Annotated in this window: 16 protein-coding genes; 6 read left to right on the top strand and 10 right to left on the bottom strand. The window is 55.2% G+C overall.

Annotation, left to right across the window (positions count from 1 at the left end):
- Positions 1 to 105: 105 nt before the first annotated feature.
- From ppdD to hofC, 3 genes are read left to right on the top strand one after another with little or no spacing between them, the layout of a single operon-like run.
- Positions 106 to 543 carry a prepilin peptidase-dependent pilin gene (gene ppdD, locus L350_RS08780; protein ID WP_023299332.1) on the top strand — a complete coding sequence of 146 codons (438 nt, stop codon included), beginning with the start codon at positions 106 to 108 and terminating at the stop codon, positions 541 to 543.
- A gap of 12 nt (positions 544 to 555) precedes the next feature.
- Positions 556 to 1935, top strand: a complete 1380-nt coding sequence (gspE, locus tag L350_RS08785; protein WP_032625497.1) for a type II secretion system protein GspE — start codon at positions 556 to 558, stop codon at positions 1933 to 1935.
- The gene (hofC, locus tag L350_RS08790; protein ID WP_032625494.1) at positions 1925 to 3109 is read left to right on the top strand and encodes a protein transport protein HofC; all 1185 of its coding nucleotides are present in this window, start codon (positions 1925 to 1927) and stop codon (positions 3107 to 3109) included. Before gspE ends, hofC begins: the two co-directional genes overlap by 11 nt.
- Before the next feature lie 33 nt (positions 3110 to 3142).
- On the opposite strand, the gene L350_RS08795 is transcribed toward hofC, so the two are convergent.
- The gene (locus L350_RS08795; protein WP_022647054.1) at positions 3143 to 4186 is read right to left on the bottom strand and encodes a GMP reductase; all 1044 of its coding nucleotides are present in this window, start codon (positions 4184 to 4186) and stop codon (positions 3143 to 3145) included.
- A 228-nt stretch (positions 4187 to 4414) separates the two neighbouring features.
- Between L350_RS08795 and coaE the strand changes: the two genes are divergently transcribed.
- The 3 genes from coaE to yacG are packed head-to-tail and all read left to right on the top strand — an operon-like array spanning position 4415 to position 5982.
- Positions 4415 to 5035, top strand: coding sequence for a dephospho-CoA kinase (coaE, locus tag L350_RS08800; protein WP_032625491.1), 621 nt, complete (start codon positions 4415 to 4417; stop codon positions 5033 to 5035).
- Complete coding sequence (zapD, locus tag L350_RS08805) at positions 5035 to 5778, top strand: cell division protein ZapD (RefSeq protein ID WP_022647052.1); 744 nt, start codon at positions 5035 to 5037, stop codon at positions 5776 to 5778. Before coaE ends, zapD begins: the two co-directional genes overlap by 1 nt.
- A gap of 9 nt (positions 5779 to 5787) precedes the next feature.
- Entirely contained in the window at positions 5788 to 5982 is a 195-nt protein-coding gene (gene yacG / locus L350_RS08810) for a DNA gyrase inhibitor YacG (RefSeq protein WP_003856332.1), read from the top strand.
- 34 nt (positions 5983 to 6016) lie between these two features.
- Here yacG and mutT read toward each other — a convergent pair whose 3' ends face one another.
- The 9 genes from mutT to murC all read right to left on the bottom strand — a co-directional run bounded on the left by mutT (position 6017) and on the right by murC (position 16734).
- The gene (gene mutT, locus L350_RS08815) at positions 6017 to 6409 is read right to left on the bottom strand and encodes an 8-oxo-dGTP diphosphatase MutT (RefSeq protein ID WP_032625594.1); all 393 of its coding nucleotides are present in this window, start codon (positions 6407 to 6409) and stop codon (positions 6017 to 6019) included.
- Between the two features lie 57 nt (positions 6410 to 6466).
- Complete coding sequence (gene secA, locus L350_RS08820) at positions 6467 to 9172, bottom strand: preprotein translocase subunit SecA (protein WP_022647050.1); 2706 nt, start codon at positions 9170 to 9172, stop codon at positions 6467 to 6469.
- 59 nt (positions 9173 to 9231) lie between these two features.
- The gene (secM, locus tag L350_RS08825; protein ID WP_032625592.1) at positions 9232 to 9735 is read right to left on the bottom strand and encodes a secA translation cis-regulator SecM; all 504 of its coding nucleotides are present in this window, start codon (positions 9733 to 9735) and stop codon (positions 9232 to 9234) included.
- A gap of 280 nt (positions 9736 to 10015) precedes the next feature.
- Complete coding sequence (gene lpxC / locus L350_RS08830; RefSeq protein ID WP_003856337.1) at positions 10016 to 10933, bottom strand: UDP-3-O-acyl-N-acetylglucosamine deacetylase; 918 nt, start codon at positions 10931 to 10933, stop codon at positions 10016 to 10018.
- A gap of 101 nt (positions 10934 to 11034) precedes the next feature.
- A complete protein-coding gene (ftsZ, locus tag L350_RS08835) occupies positions 11035 to 12186 on the bottom strand; it encodes a cell division protein FtsZ (RefSeq protein ID WP_022647048.1) in 1152 nt (383 codons plus the stop codon).
- 62 nt (positions 12187 to 12248) lie between these two features.
- Complete coding sequence (ftsA, locus tag L350_RS08840) at positions 12249 to 13505, bottom strand: cell division protein FtsA (RefSeq protein WP_003856340.1); 1257 nt, start codon at positions 13503 to 13505, stop codon at positions 12249 to 12251.
- Positions 13502 to 14344, bottom strand: a complete 843-nt coding sequence (ftsQ, locus tag L350_RS08845; RefSeq protein WP_003856342.1) for a cell division protein FtsQ — start codon at positions 14342 to 14344, stop codon at positions 13502 to 13504. Before ftsQ ends, ftsA begins: the two co-directional genes overlap by 4 nt.
- Before the next feature lies 1 nt (position 14345).
- Positions 14346 to 15266 (bottom strand): D-alanine--D-alanine ligase, encoded by a 921-nt coding sequence (locus tag L350_RS08850; protein WP_023299324.1) that lies wholly within the window; start codon positions 15264 to 15266, stop codon positions 14346 to 14348.
- Positions 15259 to 16734: a UDP-N-acetylmuramate--L-alanine ligase gene (gene murC, locus L350_RS08855; protein ID WP_022647046.1), complete on the bottom strand. Its 1476-nt coding sequence runs from the start codon at positions 16732 to 16734 to the stop codon at positions 15259 to 15261. Before murC ends, L350_RS08850 begins: the two co-directional genes overlap by 8 nt.
- Positions 16735 to 16765 lie beyond the last annotated feature (31 nt).

Here is a 16765-nt window from a genome sequence, read left to right as displayed (position 1 = left end):
AACACTGAATCATTTCCCTGAAAGCCCTTTCACGTTCGCGCTTTTGCCCCTCGTTTCTGCGCGCCGGTACTGCCACAGTAGCGCCACTTAACGTAAGGAGCAGATATGAACAGACAACAAGGATTTACCCTGATTGAGCTAATGGTGGTCATTGGCATTATTGCCATCCTGAGCGCGATTGGCATCCCGGCCTATCAGAACTACCTGCGAAAAGCAGCGCTCACCGATATGCTTCAAACGTTCATTCCCTACCGCACCGCTATTGAGCTTTGCGCCCTGGATCGTGGTGGTGTGGATCGCTGCGACGCAGGAACCAATGGCATCCCCTCCCCGACAACCACGCGTTACGTTTCAGCGATGAGCGTGGCGAAGGGGGTCGTATCGTTAACAGGGCAGGAAAGCCTTAACGGACTTGAAGTGCTCATGACACCGATCTGGAGCGACGGTAACGGTATGACGGGCTGGACGCGTGCCTGCAACATTGCGTCCGACACGGCGCTCAGACAAGCCTGTGAAGATGTTTTCCGCTTCGACAACAACTGACAGGAGTGGACAATGAACACCGAACAGCTTATGACGCTCTGTCAGCGCCATCACGCACTGCTACTCGCAAGCGACACCGAGATGATCAGCATTGCGGTGGTGGGTAATCCTGCCTCTGAGCTGATGGAAGCGTTACGCTTCGCCACGCAGAAACGTATTGATATTGAGTGCTGGACGGCCGAACGGATGGAAAAACGGCTTCAGTCCCTCTCATCATCACACCTGCCGGGAATAGTGCCAAACTCAGCCGCTGACGTGCTCAGTACAACGTTGCAGCAGGCAGTGAACCAGCGGGCTTCTGACATCCATATTGAACCGACGGAGCACGGCTACCAGATCCGTTTGCGAATCGACGGTGTTCTCTACCCGCAACCGCCGGTTTCCGCCGCCCTCGGTACGACGCTTGCCGCACGCCTGAAGGTGCTGGGCCAACTGGATATTGCGGAGCGCCGCCTGCCGCAGGACGGTCAGTTTACGGTGGAGCTGGCAAGCGCCACCGTCTCTTTTCGTATCGCAACCCTTCCCTGTAGCGGTGGAGAAAAAATCGTGCTTCGTCTGCTTCACCAGGTACAGCAGGCACTGGAGCTTGAACTGCTGGGGATGAGTGCAGACCAGCAGGCCCGTTTTGCCGGGGCGCTTAACAGCCCTCAGGGGTTGATTCTGGTCACCGGCCCGACCGGTAGCGGGAAAACGGTGACGCTGTACAGTGCGTTACAGGCGCGAAATACCCCTGACGTTAATATTTGCAGCGTGGAAGATCCCGTTGAAATCCCGCTTGCAGGCTTAAACCAGACGCAGATTAATCCGCGCGCGGGGCTGACCTTCCAGAGCGTGCTGCGTGCCCTGCTCAGGCAGGATCCTGACATCATTATGGTGGGTGAAATTCGTGACGGCGAAACGGCAGAAATTGCCATTAAGGCGGCGCAAACCGGGCATCTGGTGCTGTCCACCCTCCATACTAATTCGACGACTGAAACGCTGGTACGGCTGCAACAGATGGGCGTCGCGCGCTGGATGATCTCTTCGGCGCTCTCGATGGTGATTGCCCAGCGGCTGGTGCGTCGTTTATGCCCGTACTGCCGACAGGAAGCCAGCCGCCACACCGAATTACCTCGCACGCTGTGGCCCCGGCCGCTTCCTCGCTGGCAACCCACCGGTTGCGATCGCTGCTATCACGGTTTTTATGGTCGCGTAGCCATTTTTGAAGTGCTCGTCATCGACGACACGCTGCGGCAGGCCATCGCCAGCGGAGCAAGCACGGAGGTGATTGGGTCCAGCGCACGTCAGGCGGGAATGACATCTTTGTTTGAGCATGGCTGCATGGCCGTGGAGCAAGGGCTGACCACGCTCGAAGAGCTGTTGCGCGTCCTGGGAATGCCCGATGGCTGCTAATTCGCTCTGGCGCTGGCGTGCCCTGACCACCGAGGGGGAGGTGCAAACCGGCACCCTCTGGGCCATCGACCGTAACGCAGCTTACACGGCTCTGGTGCTTAAACAACTGCACCCGCTGGCGCTAAAACGCTGCCAGCAGCGCCACCGATGGCAGGTGCAGCACTGCTACGATATTTTTCGCCAGCTCGCCACGCTGCTACAGGCCGGACTCACGCTGTCCCAAAGCCTGCACATGCTGGCGGAACAGCATCCTTTGAAGCACTGGCAGGCGCTGCTGCACAGTCTTGCTGATGACCTGAGCGAAGGTTGCGCCCTGTCAGAGGCCATGAAGAAATGGCCAGAGGTGTTTAGCCCACTTTATGTCTCGATGGTGAAGACGGGTGAGCTGACGGGTAAGCTCGAAGCCTGCTGCCGTCAGCTTGCGCAGCAACAAAAATCCCAGCAGCAGCTCAGTGCAAAGGTGAAGAAAGCGCTGCGCTATCCGCTGATCATCCTGACGCTGGCCGTTTTCGTGGTGCTGGCGATGGTCACGCTGGTGTTGCCTGAGTTTGCTGCAATCTACAAAACGTTCAACACCCCGCTCCCTTTGCTCACGCAGGCAGTCATGGGGCTGGCGGCCCTGGTTCAGGCGCATATCCTCACCCTTTTGGCCCTGCTCGTGGCAATGGTTGTCATCGCCTGTAAGCTGCGGCGGCATCCGCGCTGGCAGTACGTCCTGTTACATGTACCTGTGATGGGCACGCTGATGCGTGGGCAAAAACTGGGGCAAATTTTTACAGTGCTGTCATTAACCCAGCAGGCCGGGATTGCCTTTTTACAAGGAGTGGAGAGTGTGGAGGAAACCGTTGAGAGTGGCTACTGGCAGGAGAAACTCCGTGAGATACGCAGCGATATCGAACAGGGGATGCCCGTGTGGTCCTCCTTCCAGAAGGCCTCTGTTTTTACGCCACTGTGTATTCAGCTCATTCGCACCGGAGAAGTATCGGGTTCACTGGATGTGATGCTGATGAATCTGGCCCGCCATCATACGGAACAGACATTTCAGCAGGCAGACAATCTGGCGTCGCTTCTTGAGCCTTTGCTACTGGTCGTGACAGGTCTGATTATTGGCACGCTGGTGGTGGCGATGTATCTGCCAATTTTCCATCTGGGGGATGCAATGAGCGCGGGGTAATGCTGGCGCACGGACGCGCGCCAGCCGTAGCCGTCAGAGGCTATTAAATACGCGGTTTTCCTGCTCCTGAACGCGGATAAACGTCGTGCGTTTCGTCAGCTCTTTCAGGCGGGAAGCCCCCACGTAGGTGCAGGCAGAACGCAGACCGCCGAGGATATCGCGCGCCGTGTTTTCGACCGGGCCACGCAGTGGCAGCTTAACGGTTTTGCCTTCCGCCGCACGGTATTTCGCGACACCACCCACGTGACGGGTCATCGCAGATTCAGAGCTCATTCCGTAGAACAGCATGAATTTCTCACCGTTCTCTTCCACCACGGTACCGCCGCTCTCTTCGTGGCCTGCCAGCATGCCGCCGAGCATCACGAAGTCCGCGCCGCCGCCGAAGGCTTTCGCCACATCGCCTGGCATGGTGCAGCCACCGTCGCTGATGATCTGGCCGCCCAGACCGTGCGCGGCGTCAGCGCATTCAATTACCGCAGACAGCTGCGGATAACCCACACCGGTTTTCACGCGCGTGGTGCAAACGGACCCCGGGCCAATGCCTACTTTCACAATGTCGGCCCCGGAGAGGATCAGCTCTTCACACATTTCACCGGTCACCACGTTGCCCGCGATGATGGTTTTGGTTGGCCAGGCTTCACGCGCCTTGCTGACGAACTGGACGAAATGCTCGGAATAACCATTTGCCACGTCAATGCAGACAAAATTCAGCGCCGGATTGGCGTTCAGGATCTGTTTGGTTTTCTCGAAATCTGCATCAGACGTACCGGTCGAGACCATCACATGCTTCACCACGTCAGCCGAGGCGGAGGCGACAAACGCATTCCACTCCTCAGGGCTGTAGTGTTTATGTACCGCAGTAAGGATGTCGAATTGCGCCAGCGCGGTCGCCATCTCGAAGGTCCCGACGGTGTCCATGTTGGCCGCGATAATCGGCACGCCAGACCACGTCTGACCGGAATGCTTAAAGGTGAATTGACGTTCGAGTTCAACGTCTGAGCGACTTTTCAGTGTAGAGCGTTTAGGGCGGATAAGAACGTCTTTGAAACCTAACTTCAGATCTTCTTCAATACGCATGTGCGGATTCCTGGGGTTAGAGGCAAATATATTAAAAGCACAACTCCAGTGACGCTATCATACGCACTAATACCTGCTCCGCAAGACTGCGAAATTCTCTTTTTTTACGCTACAATCCTATAAATTTACCTGGTAAAAAGCGGGTAAAGAGAGCTAAACATTGGCTGTTGTAAGTTTGAATTTTAAGCAACTGATTTTAAAACTGAATAATTCCCAGGATCTGATTTAATGGGGTATATCGTCGCATTAACCGGCGGCATCGGTAGTGGTAAAAGCACCGTTGCGCACGCGTTTGCTCGTCTCGGCATCACGATTATCGACGCCGATATCATTGCCCGTCAGGTGGTAGAACCCAATACACCCGCCTTAAACGCCATCGAAGCGCATTTTGGTCGCCGTGTGATACAGGCTGACGGCACCCTGAATCGTCGGCAGCTGCGTGAGTGCATATTTTCCGATCCGGCGGAAAAAGCCTGGCTTAATGCCCTGCTCCACCCCATTATCCACCAGGAAACTCAGCGTCAGATTGCCGCAGCCAGTTCGCCCTATGTGTTGTGGGTGATCCCGTTACTGGTGGAAAATCAGCTTCAAAATAAAGCAGACAGAACGCTGGTGATTGACGTTTCCCGCGAAACGCAAATCCAGAGAACCATGGCGCGTGACCATGTTTCACGCGAGCATGCTGAACAAATTCTTGCCGCACAGGCCACGCGCGAAGCGCGCCTCGCCGTTGCGGATGATGTTATTGATAATAACGGCGCACCAGATGCCATTGCATCGGATGTTGCTCGTCTGCACGCGAAGTATCTGACCTTCGCCGCGCAGGCCGTTGCACAGGAAAAACCATAATGTCGACTCATATCCTTTTTGAGCATCCGCTTAACGAAAAAATGCGTACCTGGCTACGCATAGAATTTCTTATTCAACAACTTTCACAACATCTGCCCGTCAACGATCACGCCACCGCGCTGCATTTTTTCCGCAACGTGGGCGATCTGCTGGATGTGATTGAACGCGGCGATGTCCGCACTGAGCTGTTGAAAGAGCTGGAGCGCCAGCAGCGTAAATTACAGGCCTGGGCCGAAGTACCGGGCGTAGATAAAAGTCGAATTGACGCTTTACGCCAGCAGCTAAAAAACAGCAGCGCGACGCTGATGGCCGCGCCGCGCGTTGGACAATTTTTACGCGAGGACCGTCTGATTGCGCTGGTGCGTCAGCGTCTGAGCATACCGGGCGGTTGCTGTAGCTTTGACCTTCCAACGCTGCATATGTGGCTGCACATGCCGCAGGAACAGCGCGATCGCCAGGTGAACAGCTGGATGGGCAGTCTGGAGCCGATGAATCAAACGTTATCCCTGATCCTCGATCTTGTGCGTAACTCTGCCCCGTTCCGCAAGCAGACCAGTCTCAACGGTTTTTATCAGGATAACGGCGACGACGCCGATCTTCTGCGTTTGAATCTCTCTCTTGGCGAGCAGCTTTACCCGCAAATTTCCGGACATAAAAGCCGTTTCGCGATCCGCTTTATGCCGCTGGACAGTGAGCATGGCACCGTGCCGGAACGCCTCGATTTTGAACTGGCCTGTTGTTAAGGAGTGCCGATGTCTGACGTAACCACCGTAAACTGCCCAACCTGTGGGAAAACTGTCGTCTGGGGAGAAGTGAGTCCATTTCGCCCATTCTGCTGCAAACGCTGTCAACTTATAGACCTGGGCGAATGGGCGGCGGAAGAGAAACGCATTCCGAGCGAAGGCGATCTCTCGGATAGCGATGACTGGAGCGAAAACCAGCAGTAACATTTAAAGCCTGCTGGCGCTTCGCTTAGCAGGCCTACGGTTGTGCGACCAGCCGGAGGATCACAGGCTCATTGGCAGGCGGGAATTTTTCCGCATCACTGGCCTGAAGCTCAATCCAGTTACCCGGCTGCCCCTCTTTTCCCCATGGCTCACCTTCCCAGTTTTCCACCAGCCAGAACCACAGCGTGATGTGCCTGTCCGGAAACTGGTACTCCAGCTTATCGAACAGCGTTGCGCCATGCGGGGTGATCCCCACCTCTTCCTGAAGCTCACGCACCAGCGCCTGCTCCGGCGTTTCACCTGATTCGATTTTTCCGCCGGGGAATTCCCATTTGTTGGCCATATGCGCATCGGCGGCACGTTGGGTAATGAAGATCTGGTTTTGCGGGTTGCGAATGATCCCGACAGCAATTTGCAGTGTTTTCATCATGTCACGTCCATAAAAAAGGCGCAGATATCTGCGCCTTTTCGTTTTGTTATGTTCTTAGCTCAGGCGGCCATGGCACGCCTTGTATTTTTTGCCGGAACCGCATGGGCACGGATCGTTACGACCGACTTTACGATCGCCCGTCTGCGCTGCGATTGCCGCTGCGGCTTCGCTCTCATCGGTCTGATGACTCAGCTGCTGCATCTGTGCCAGACGCTCAGCTTCTTCACGACGCTGCTGCTCCATCGCTTCCACTTCTTCCGGCATACGCACCTGAACTTTGCTCAGAGTGCTGATGACTTCATACTTCAGCGACTCCAGCATGGCAGCAAACATGGAGAAGGATTCACGCTTGTACTCCTGCTTCGGATCTTTCTGCGCATAACCACGCAGGTGGATACCCTGACGCAGGTAGTCCATCGCCGCCAGGTGCTCTTTCCACAGGGAGTCCAGGGTCTGCAACATTACGCCTTTCTCGAAGTGACGCATCATCTCAGCGCCAACCACTTCTTCCTTACGCTTATAGACGTCCAGGGCGGTTTCGTAGATACGCTCGCGCAGGGTCTCTTCGTGCAGCTCAGGCTCTTTGTCCAGCCACTCTTTGATTGGCAGTTCGAGGTCGAAGTCGTTTTTCAGACGTTCCTGCAGGCCTTCGATATCCCACATCTCTTCCAGAGACTGCGGTGGAATGTGCGCGTCGATAGTGGCTTTGAACACATCTTCGCGAATGCTGTTGATGGTTTCGCTCACGTCGGACACGTCCAGCAGTTCGTTACGCTGGGTATAAATCGCACGACGCTGGTCGTTGGCAACGTCATCATATTCCAGCAGCTGCTTACGAATATCGAAGTTGCGGCTTTCTACTTTACGCTGGGCGTTGGCAATCGCTTTGGTAACCCACGGGTGCTCGATCGCTTCGCCTGGTTTCATGCCCAGTTTACGCATCATGCCGGACACACGGTCAGAGGCGAAAATACGCATCAGCGCATCTTCCATAGACAGATAGAAACGGGAAGAACCGGCATCACCCTGACGGCCCGCACGACCGCGCAGCTGGTTATCGATACGACGAGATTCATGACGCTCGGTACCAATGATGTGCAGACCACCGGATGCCAGCACCGCGTCGTGACGCACCTGCCAGTCGGCTTTTATCTGCGCGATTTGCTCTGGGGTTGGGTTTTCCAGCTCGGCCACTTCGGCCTGCCAGCTACCGCCGAGCATAATATCGGTACCACGACCCGCCATGTTGGTAGCGATGGTTACGGCAGCCGGGTAACCCGCCTGCGCAACGATATCTGCTTCTTTAGCGTGGAACTTGGCGTTCAGGACGTTGTGCTTGATGCCCGCCTTGGTCAGCTCGTTAGACACCACTTCAGATTTCTCGATGGAGATGGTCCCCACCAGAACCGGCTGGCCCTTCGCGGTACGATCGCGAATATCTTCGATGATCGCCTGGATTTTTTCCGCTTCGGTCATGTATACCAGGTCCGGCATATCCTTACGGATCATTGGACGGTTGGTTGGTACTACCACGGTATCCAGCTTATAGATGGAGCTAAACTCAAACGCTTCGGTATCTGCGGTACCGGTCATCCCCGCCAGCTTCTCGTACAGACGGAAGTAGTTCTGGAAGGTGATGGAGGCCAGCGTCTGGTTTTCGTTCTGAATATCCACGCCTTCTTTCGCTTCCACGGCCTGGTGCAGACCATCGGACCAGCGACGTCCCTGCATGGTACGACCGGTGTGTTCATCGACGATGATGACTTCACCGTCTTTAACGATGTAGTCAACGTCGCGGGTGAACAGGGCGTGCGCGCGCAGTGCAGCCGTTACGTGGTGCATCAGCATGATGTTGCTTGGGGAGTACAGAGACTCGCCCTCTTCCATAATGCCTTCAGCCACCAGCAACTCTTCGATTTTTACCAGGCCGCGTTCGGTCAGGTTGACCTGACGCGCTTTTTCATCCACGGAGAAGTGACCTTCACCCTGGAAGGTATCGGAGTCTTCTTTCTCCTGACGCAGCAGGTGAGGAATGATTTTGTCGACTTTACGGTACATCTCGGAGCTGTCTTCGGCCGGGCCGGAGATGATCAGCGGGGTACGCGCTTCATCGATCAGAATGGAGTCAACCTCATCCACCAGCGCATAGTGCAGTTTACGCTGGACGCGCTCTTCAGGGCTGAACGCCATGTTGTCACGCAGGTAGTCGAAGCCGTATTCGTTGTTGGTGCCGTAGGTGATATCCGCGTTATACGCTTCACGCTTGGCAGGTGCCGGCAGGCCGGACATGTTAATGCCCACGGTCATGCCGAGGAATTCGAACAGTGGACGGTTATTTTCGGCGTCGCGCTGCGCCAGATAGTCGTTGACGGTAACAACGTGAACGCCCTTACCCGTCAGCGCATTCAGGTAAGCCGGCAGCGTTGCAGTCAGGGTTTTACCTTCACCGGTACGCATTTCCGCGATGCAGCGCTCGTTAAGCACCATCCCGCCCAGCAGCTGCACGTCGAAGTGACGCATGCCGAACACGCGTTTACTGGCCTCACGTACTACGGCAAAGGCTTCCGGGATCAGGCTTTCTAAGGTTTCGCCTTTCTCCAGACGCGCACGGAACTCCGCGGTTTTTGCTTTCAGTTCATCATCAGAGAGCTTCTCCATCGCCGGTTCCATACCGTTGATGACGTTCACAGCTTTGCGCATGCGGCGCAGGGTACGATCGTTACGACTACCAAAAACTTTGGTTAACAATTTGATTAGCATAATAAATTCTCAAACGCCCCAGTCGGGCAGATAAATTAAGGTATTGAAAAAGGGTTAATTTAGCTGAGGCGTTGAGGCCCGGCACGGATGCCGTGAACCTGGCTAATCCAGGTCGAAACAGAGAAGGATGCGGGGGAAGAAAAAGCAGTTTGCGCCGTCTGACTCACGGTCACAGGCGGCTGGTTGTCCTGCGTCAGAAGCGCATTGAGCGTATCGAGCAGAGCAAGGTGCTGAGCCTGGACCGGCAGCGTTTCTTCAGCAACAGGCATCGTCTGCGGCGCCATCGCGAACGACAGATGGCGAATAACCGTGCGAATCGCGTGTTGCTGCCAGTAATCAACGGAGAAATTGGGACGACGGCTGGCTTCAAGCCATGCGAGATTAGTGAAGTTAACCCGCGTGGTGAGATCGTGCTTGGTCGTCGTGGAACGTGCTGGGGTTGCCGCGTCTGCGCTGTTGCTGAGCACAGGCAAGCCGAGACTCGCCGCGACCATCCCCAATAAGAGATGCGGCCAGAAGTAACGTCTGCCAAATTGTCGCCAGCGCGTCAGTATTCCGCTCACTTGCTCCACCACGTTCGCCCGCCAGTGCAGGCTGAGTTCAGTTATTCTTTTTTAGCGCCCAGATATTACCACTAAAGCCAATACACGACAGCAGGAATGACACCTTGCAGCAGGTAAAAACGGTCATTAATGCAGCGAACACACCGTTATTTGGCACCCAACACAGGCCAGGGGTGAGAGAGACAAATCCAGAAAGGGCAGAAATAAAAACGACTGGCTTCCCTGGTCGGAGAGAGTACCAGGTGAACCAGTCGCTTTTCTTACGAAACGGCTTTAACCGTTACGCCAGGACCATAGTCGGGGCTTTGAACGCCAGCGGCAGTTCAGCTTCGTCTTCGAAGGTCACATATTCCCAGGCTTCCTGTTTTGCCAGGACGGCCTGCAACAGTTTGTTGTTCAGTGCATGACCGGATTTAAACGCGGTAAAGGCACCAATGATGTTGTGACCACACATGAAGAGGTCGCCGATCGCGTCCAGCATTTTGTGACGGACAAATTCATCTTCAAAACGCAGGCCATCTTCGTTCAGTACGCGATAATCGTCAACAACGATGGCACAATCGAAGCTGCCGCCCAGGCACAGGCCGCGGGATTGCAGATATTCGATATCACGCATAAAGCCGAAGGTACGTGCTCGGCTGATCTGACGCATGAACGCATCCGCAGAGAAGTTCATCGCATAGCGCTGGGTGCTGGAGTCAATCGCCGGATGGTTAAAATCGATGGTGAAGTCCAACGAGAAACCATTGTACGGTTTGAATTCAGCCCATTTGTCGCCATCTTCGACGCGAACGGTCTCTTTAATGCGAACAAATTTCTTCGCGCAGTTCAGTTCTTCGATGCCGGCATCCAGCAACAAATAAACGAACGGAGCAGCACTCCCGTCCATGATCGGGATTTCTGGCGCATCGACTTCAACCATAATGTTGTCGATACCCAGACCCGCCAGGGCGGCGTTCAGGTGCTCTACGGTAGAAATCCGCACGTCATGCTCGTTCACCAGACAAGTACAGAGCATAGTATCACGCACAGATTTGGCATCGGCCGGAAAATCTACCGGTGGATTCAAGTCGGTGCGACGATAGATGACCCCGGTATTGGCCGGCGCAGGGCGTAACGTCAGTGTGACTTTCTTGCCGGTATGTAAACCGACACCCGTCGCCTGAACGATACGTTTAAGTGTCCTTTGTTTGATCATCGTATAATCTCGCCAAATTAACTATCCAACCGAGAGTGTATATCACTAACGGTGGGCCAGTTTAGCACAAAGAGCGCAAATCCCCAAATTCCAGCCAATTCTTAGTCAGCTTGCTTACGCAGGAACGCCGGGATATCCAGATAATCTGGCTCTTTTGCCGTTTGTGGAGTCGGGTCGTTCACCACTTTCGCAGCCGGTTTTTGCTCCTGAGTCAGAGGCGACATACCGTGCTGCTGGTAACGATCCATCACCGGCTGCTGAGTCTGTTTGTTGGTCACGAGGGTGATCTCAGGACGCTTGTCCATACCGATACCGGTGGCCACAACAGTCACACGCAGTTCGTCGTTCATTTCCGGGTCAAGGGACGTACCGATAACAACGGTAGCGTTGTCAGAGGCGAATGCACGGATGGTGTTACCCACGGTTTCGAACTCATCCAGACGCAGGTCAAAGCCAGCGGTAATGTTGACCAGCACGCCGCGCGCGCCAGACAGATCGATATCTTCCAGCAGTGGAGAAGAGATCGCCATTTCAGCGGCTTCTTCCGCACGGTCTTCACCGCTCGCCACGCCAGAGCCCATCATCGCGTAGCCCATCTCGGACATCACGGTGCGAACGTCTGCAAAGTCAACGTTCATCAGGCCAGGACGGGTAATCAGTTCAGCGATACCCTGAACCGCGCCTTTCAGCACGTCGTTTGCCGCGCCAAAGGCGTCCAGCAGAGAGATACCGCGACCCAGCACTTTCAGCAGCTTGTCGTTCGGGATGGTAATCAGAGAGTCCACGTGCTTGGACAGCTCGGTGATACCCTGCTCCGCGAAAGCCATACGCTTCTTACCTTCAAAGTTGAAAGGCTTGGTCACGACAGCAACGGTCAGAATACCTAAATCTTTAGCGACTTCCGCCACAACGGGTGCTGCACCGGTACCTGTACCGCCGCCCATACCCGCTGCGATGAAGACCATGTCTGCACCGTCCAGTGCAGCGCGCAGCGCTTCACGATCTTCTTCAGCCGCGTTGCGGCCCACTTCCGGGTTAGCCCCTGCTCCCAGACCTTTGGTGATGCCACCACCGATCTGAATCGTCTGGCCAACAGCCGTTTTACGCAGCGCCTGCGCATCGGTGTTCACCGCGAAGAATTCAACACCTTCGATGCGCTCGCGCACCATGTGCTCTACGGCGTTACCGCCGCCGCCACCGACGCCGATGACTTTAATCACCGCGTCGTTGGTTAATTCCATAGGTTCAAACATAATCTCTCTCTCCGTTGTGCCTGTCGCCCGAGACCGCTAATTCTCTCCGGTCTCTTAAAAAATTAAAATTCTTTTCGCAACCAGGTGTTAAGTCGTTTGACCCACGACCCCACCGAGACGCGTTTTTCCACCTCTGCCTCACCACTTAAATGGGATTCTTTCCCGTAGTGCAGCAGGCCCACCGCCGTTGAATAGTACGGCTCCTGAGCATAATCCGTTAAACCGGTGATATTCAGCGGCGCACCAATACGCACCTGCGTATGGAACACGCGCTGAGCGCAGGCCGCAAGACCTTCAATTTGCGCTGCCCCGCCGGTTAATACAATCCCCGCTGCGAGATGATGTTTCACACCCTGCTGGCGAAGCTGTTCCTGTAACTGCAAAATCTCTTCGTTGACCAGGTTGAGCAGCTCGGTATAACGCGGCTCAATTACCTCTGCCAGCGTCTGGCGTTGCAGGCTGCGCGGCGGTCGACCGCCTACGCTCGGCACTTCAACGCTCTCGTCTTTGCCGACGATAGAGCCCAGCGCGCAACCGTGGCGCACTTTAATCGCCTCTGCATCGCTCGGTGGCGTACCAAAGGCGTAAGCGATATCGCTGGTCACCACATTCCCGGCGTACGGGATCACTTTGGTGTGGCGCAACGCACCGCCGGTATAGACAGCCATGTCCATTGTACCACCACCAATATCGACCACACAGACGCCCAGTTCACGTTCGTCTTCGGTCAGCACGGAATAGCTCGCGGCAAGTCCGGCGAAAATTAGTTGGTCAACTTTCAGGCCACAACGTTCAACGGCTTTTACAATGTTCTTCGCCATATCGTTGTGACATGTGATCAGGTGCACTTTTGCCTGCATACGTACGCCCGACAGACCGACCGGATTCTTGATACCTTCCTGGTAGTCGATCGCGTATTCTTGCGGGATCACATGCAGCACACGGTGCTCGTCGCGAACACGCACGGATTTCGCCGTGTGGACAACGTTCTCAACGTCTTCCTGCGTCACTTCTTCTTCAGAAATCGGCACCATACCGATTTCATTCTGGCAGCTGATGTGCTTACCAGAAAGGGCCAGATAGACAGAGGAAATCTGGCAATCTGCCATCAATTCAGCCTGGTCGATGGCGCGCTGAACGCATTTCACCACCGACTCAAGGTCGTTTACCCCACCTTTATCCATACCACGGGAAGGGCAGCTGCCCACGCCAATGATATTGACCATACCGTCGGGCAGAACTTCCCCTACCAAAGCGGCAACCTTCGCGGTGCCAATCTCCAGTCCTACTACCAATTTTCTGTCCGTCGACTTGATCATTGTTGTTCTGCCTGTACCTGTGCCTGATTTTGTTGCTGATTAGGTTCCTCGACCGGAGCCGGCTCCCAACCGACTGCTGCGCCTGAGTCATAGCGCAAATCAACGTAGCTTATCCGTTTGCCATCCGTCTGCGCCTGCTGCTGTAAAACCGGGTAAAGTTCTACAAAACGCGCCAGACGTTTCATTGTGTCGCCGCGGCCAAGATTGAGCTTAATGCCATTCGTTAAGGTCAGCTGCCAGGAACGGCGCGCCGTCATCGCAGCATCTTTTAACGTAAAGCGATCCTTAGCCAGCACCTGCCCCATCTCACGAAAACCCTGCAATACTTCGTTTTCGCTGCCTTCCGGGCCATACAACATCGGTAAATTCTGCTTGTTGACACGATCGCTCGGGACGCTGAACGAATTTCCGTCTACGTCAACCATATGCTGATCATTCCAACGCGCAATCGGCACATATTCAACCAGATGAATCTTCAATTCATCAGGCCATTGCTTTCTGACACTCGCCTGTTTTATCCACGGCAGACGTTCAATCTGACTCTGGATAATGTTGACGTCCTGCGTCATAAAGGTGCCAGGCGACCCCAGCGCCAGAATTGACTGGCGAATGTCATCGTTACGCGTGTAGTGACGCTCTCCGGTCACTACCAGCTTCGACAGCGGCAACCGCTGTGCGTCTTCCATCCAGCCCAGCACCATCCAGCCGCTGATAAACACGGTGCACAGCACCCCGAGCAGGAAGATAATCCCTGCAAGACGCGTTCCATTACTCCGGCGCGAAGAAGAATATTCTTCTTCGTCATCGCGGTTGCGCGTGTTCAACGCAGCCTGAGACATATCAGCCCGCCTGGTCCAAAATACGTACGACTAATTGCGAGAAGCTCATTCCCGCCTGACGCGCCGCCATCGGCACAAGGCTATGGCTGGTCATACCCGGAGACGTGTTTGCTTCCAGCAGATAAAATTGCCCATCACCGTCAAGCATCACATCAATTCGTCCCCAGCCTCGGCATCCCAAAACATTCCAGGCTTTAAGCACCAGAGACTGTAATTCCGCTTCACGTTGTGCTTCAAGGCCAGCTGGGCAGAAATATTGCGTCTCATCAGAGAGATACTTCGCCTCATAATCATAGAAGACTCCGGCGGGTTGGATGCGTATTGACGGTAAAATTTCTTCACCAAGCATCGCGACGGTAAATTCCGGCCCGCTAAGCCATTTTTCAATCAGAACTTCTTCATCATGTTGAAATGCCAGAGCTAAAGCGTCAGCCAAATCTACAGCTTTATCAACTTTGGACATTCCCACGCTCGACCCTTCACGGCTAGGCTTCACAATAACCGGTAAGCCCAGTGACGCAATGCGTGTATTAACGCTGTCCGACAAGCCCAATTCAAATTCACGGCGCGTCAGTGCAACCCATGGCGCAACGGGCAGACCCGCCCCCTGCCACAGCAGTTTGCTGCGCAGTTTATCCATGGAGATGGCGGATGCCATCACGCCGCTGCCGGTGTACGGCATACCGATCAACTCCAGCAGCCCCTGCAACGTGCCGTCTTCACCGCCGCGGCCATGCAACGCGATAAAGGCTTTATCGAAGCCCATCGCTTTCAGCTGCGTAACGTCCACCTCTTTCGGATCAACCGGATGCGCGTCCACGCCACCTTCACGCAGGCCCGCCAGCACGGCAGCGCCCGAATTCAGAGAAACCTCGCGTTCGGCGGAAGTGCCGCCAAACAGGACAGCAATCTTATCAGCCATGACGCTCGTCCTCCTGAGTTTGCGGCTTCAGTTTGATTTCAGCTAAGGTACGGGCGATTTTGCCGATATTTCCCGCACCCTGAATCAGGATCAGATCGTTACCCGTCAGGACCGGGGCAAGCATTTCAGCTACCTGCACCGGGTCGGGGACCAGGATAGGGTCCACTTTACCGCGTCCGCGGATGGTACGACATAAAGACCGACTGTCCGCGCCCGGAATCGGCGCTTCACCCGCGGCATAAACATCCAGCATCAGCAGGGTATCGACCTGCGAAAGGACGTTGGCAAAATCGTCATACAGATCGCGGGTACGTGTGTAACGGTGCGGCTGGAAGATCATGACCAGATTCTTTTCCGGCCAACCCGCGCGTGCCGCTTTGATGGTAGCGTCCACCTCCGTCGGATGGTGACCGTAGTCATCGACCAGCATCGCAGAACCTGGCTTACCGTTTACTGGCTCCAGTGGGAACTCACCCAGGAAGTCGAAGCGACGGCCCGTTCCCTGGAAGCTTTCCAGCGCGCGCAGGATCGCCTCATCATCAATGCCTTCTTCCGTTGCAACAGCCACCGCCGCCGCCGCATTCAGGGCATTGTGACGTCCCGGCGCGTTCAGGGTGACATGCAGGAGCTCTTTATCCTGGCGTGCCAGGGTGAAATGTCCCTGCGCACCAATCTGCTTATAATCTTCCACGCGTACATCAGCGTCTTCGCTGAAGCCGTAGGTGGTAATTTGACGCCCGACGCGCGGCAGCAGCTCGCGGATCACCGGGTCGTCCACGCACATCACCGCACGGCCATAGAACGGCAGGTTGTGCAGGAAGTTAATAAAGGTCTGCTTTAAGTTCTCGAAGTCGCCCTGGTAGGTATCCATATGGTCAGCTTCGATATTGGTGACGATAGCCACCATCGGCTGCAAATGCAGGAACGACGCGTCGCTTTCATCCGCTTCCGCAATCAGATAACGGCTGTGGCCCAGACGCGCATGCACGCCAGCGGCTTTCACCAGACCACCGTTAACGAACGTTGGGTCGAGACCCGCTTCCGCATAAATGCTGGAGACCATCGCTGTTGTTGTGGTTTTACCGTGCGTACCGGCCACCGCAATGCCGTGACGGAAACGCATCAGTTCAGCCAGCATTTCCGCGCGACGGATCACCGGAATGCGCGCCTCATGCGCCGCAACGATTTCCGGGTTATCCGCGGAGATCGCGCTGGACACTACAACCACGCTCGCATCGCTCACGTTTTCCGGGCGATGATTGAAATAGATAGTCGCCCCCAGCGACGCCAGCTGCTGCGTAACAGGGTTTGGCGCCAGGTCAGACCCGCTGATCTGATAGCCTTCGTTAGCTAACACTTCGGCAATACCGCCCATGCCAGCACCACCGATGCCGACAAAGTGAATGTGCCGGACGCGACGCATCTCGGGCACGATAGAACGCAGTTTTGCCAGTTGTTGTGTATTCATTCTCTAAACGCCATCGACTACTTCAAAAAAA

Origin of the sequence: Enterobacter sp. MGH 4, assembly GCF_000534735.1 — a bacterium.
GTDB lineage: Bacteria > Pseudomonadota > Gammaproteobacteria > Enterobacterales > Enterobacteriaceae > Enterobacter > Enterobacter intestinihominis.
This window is presented reverse-complemented; position numbering and strand designations above follow the sequence as displayed.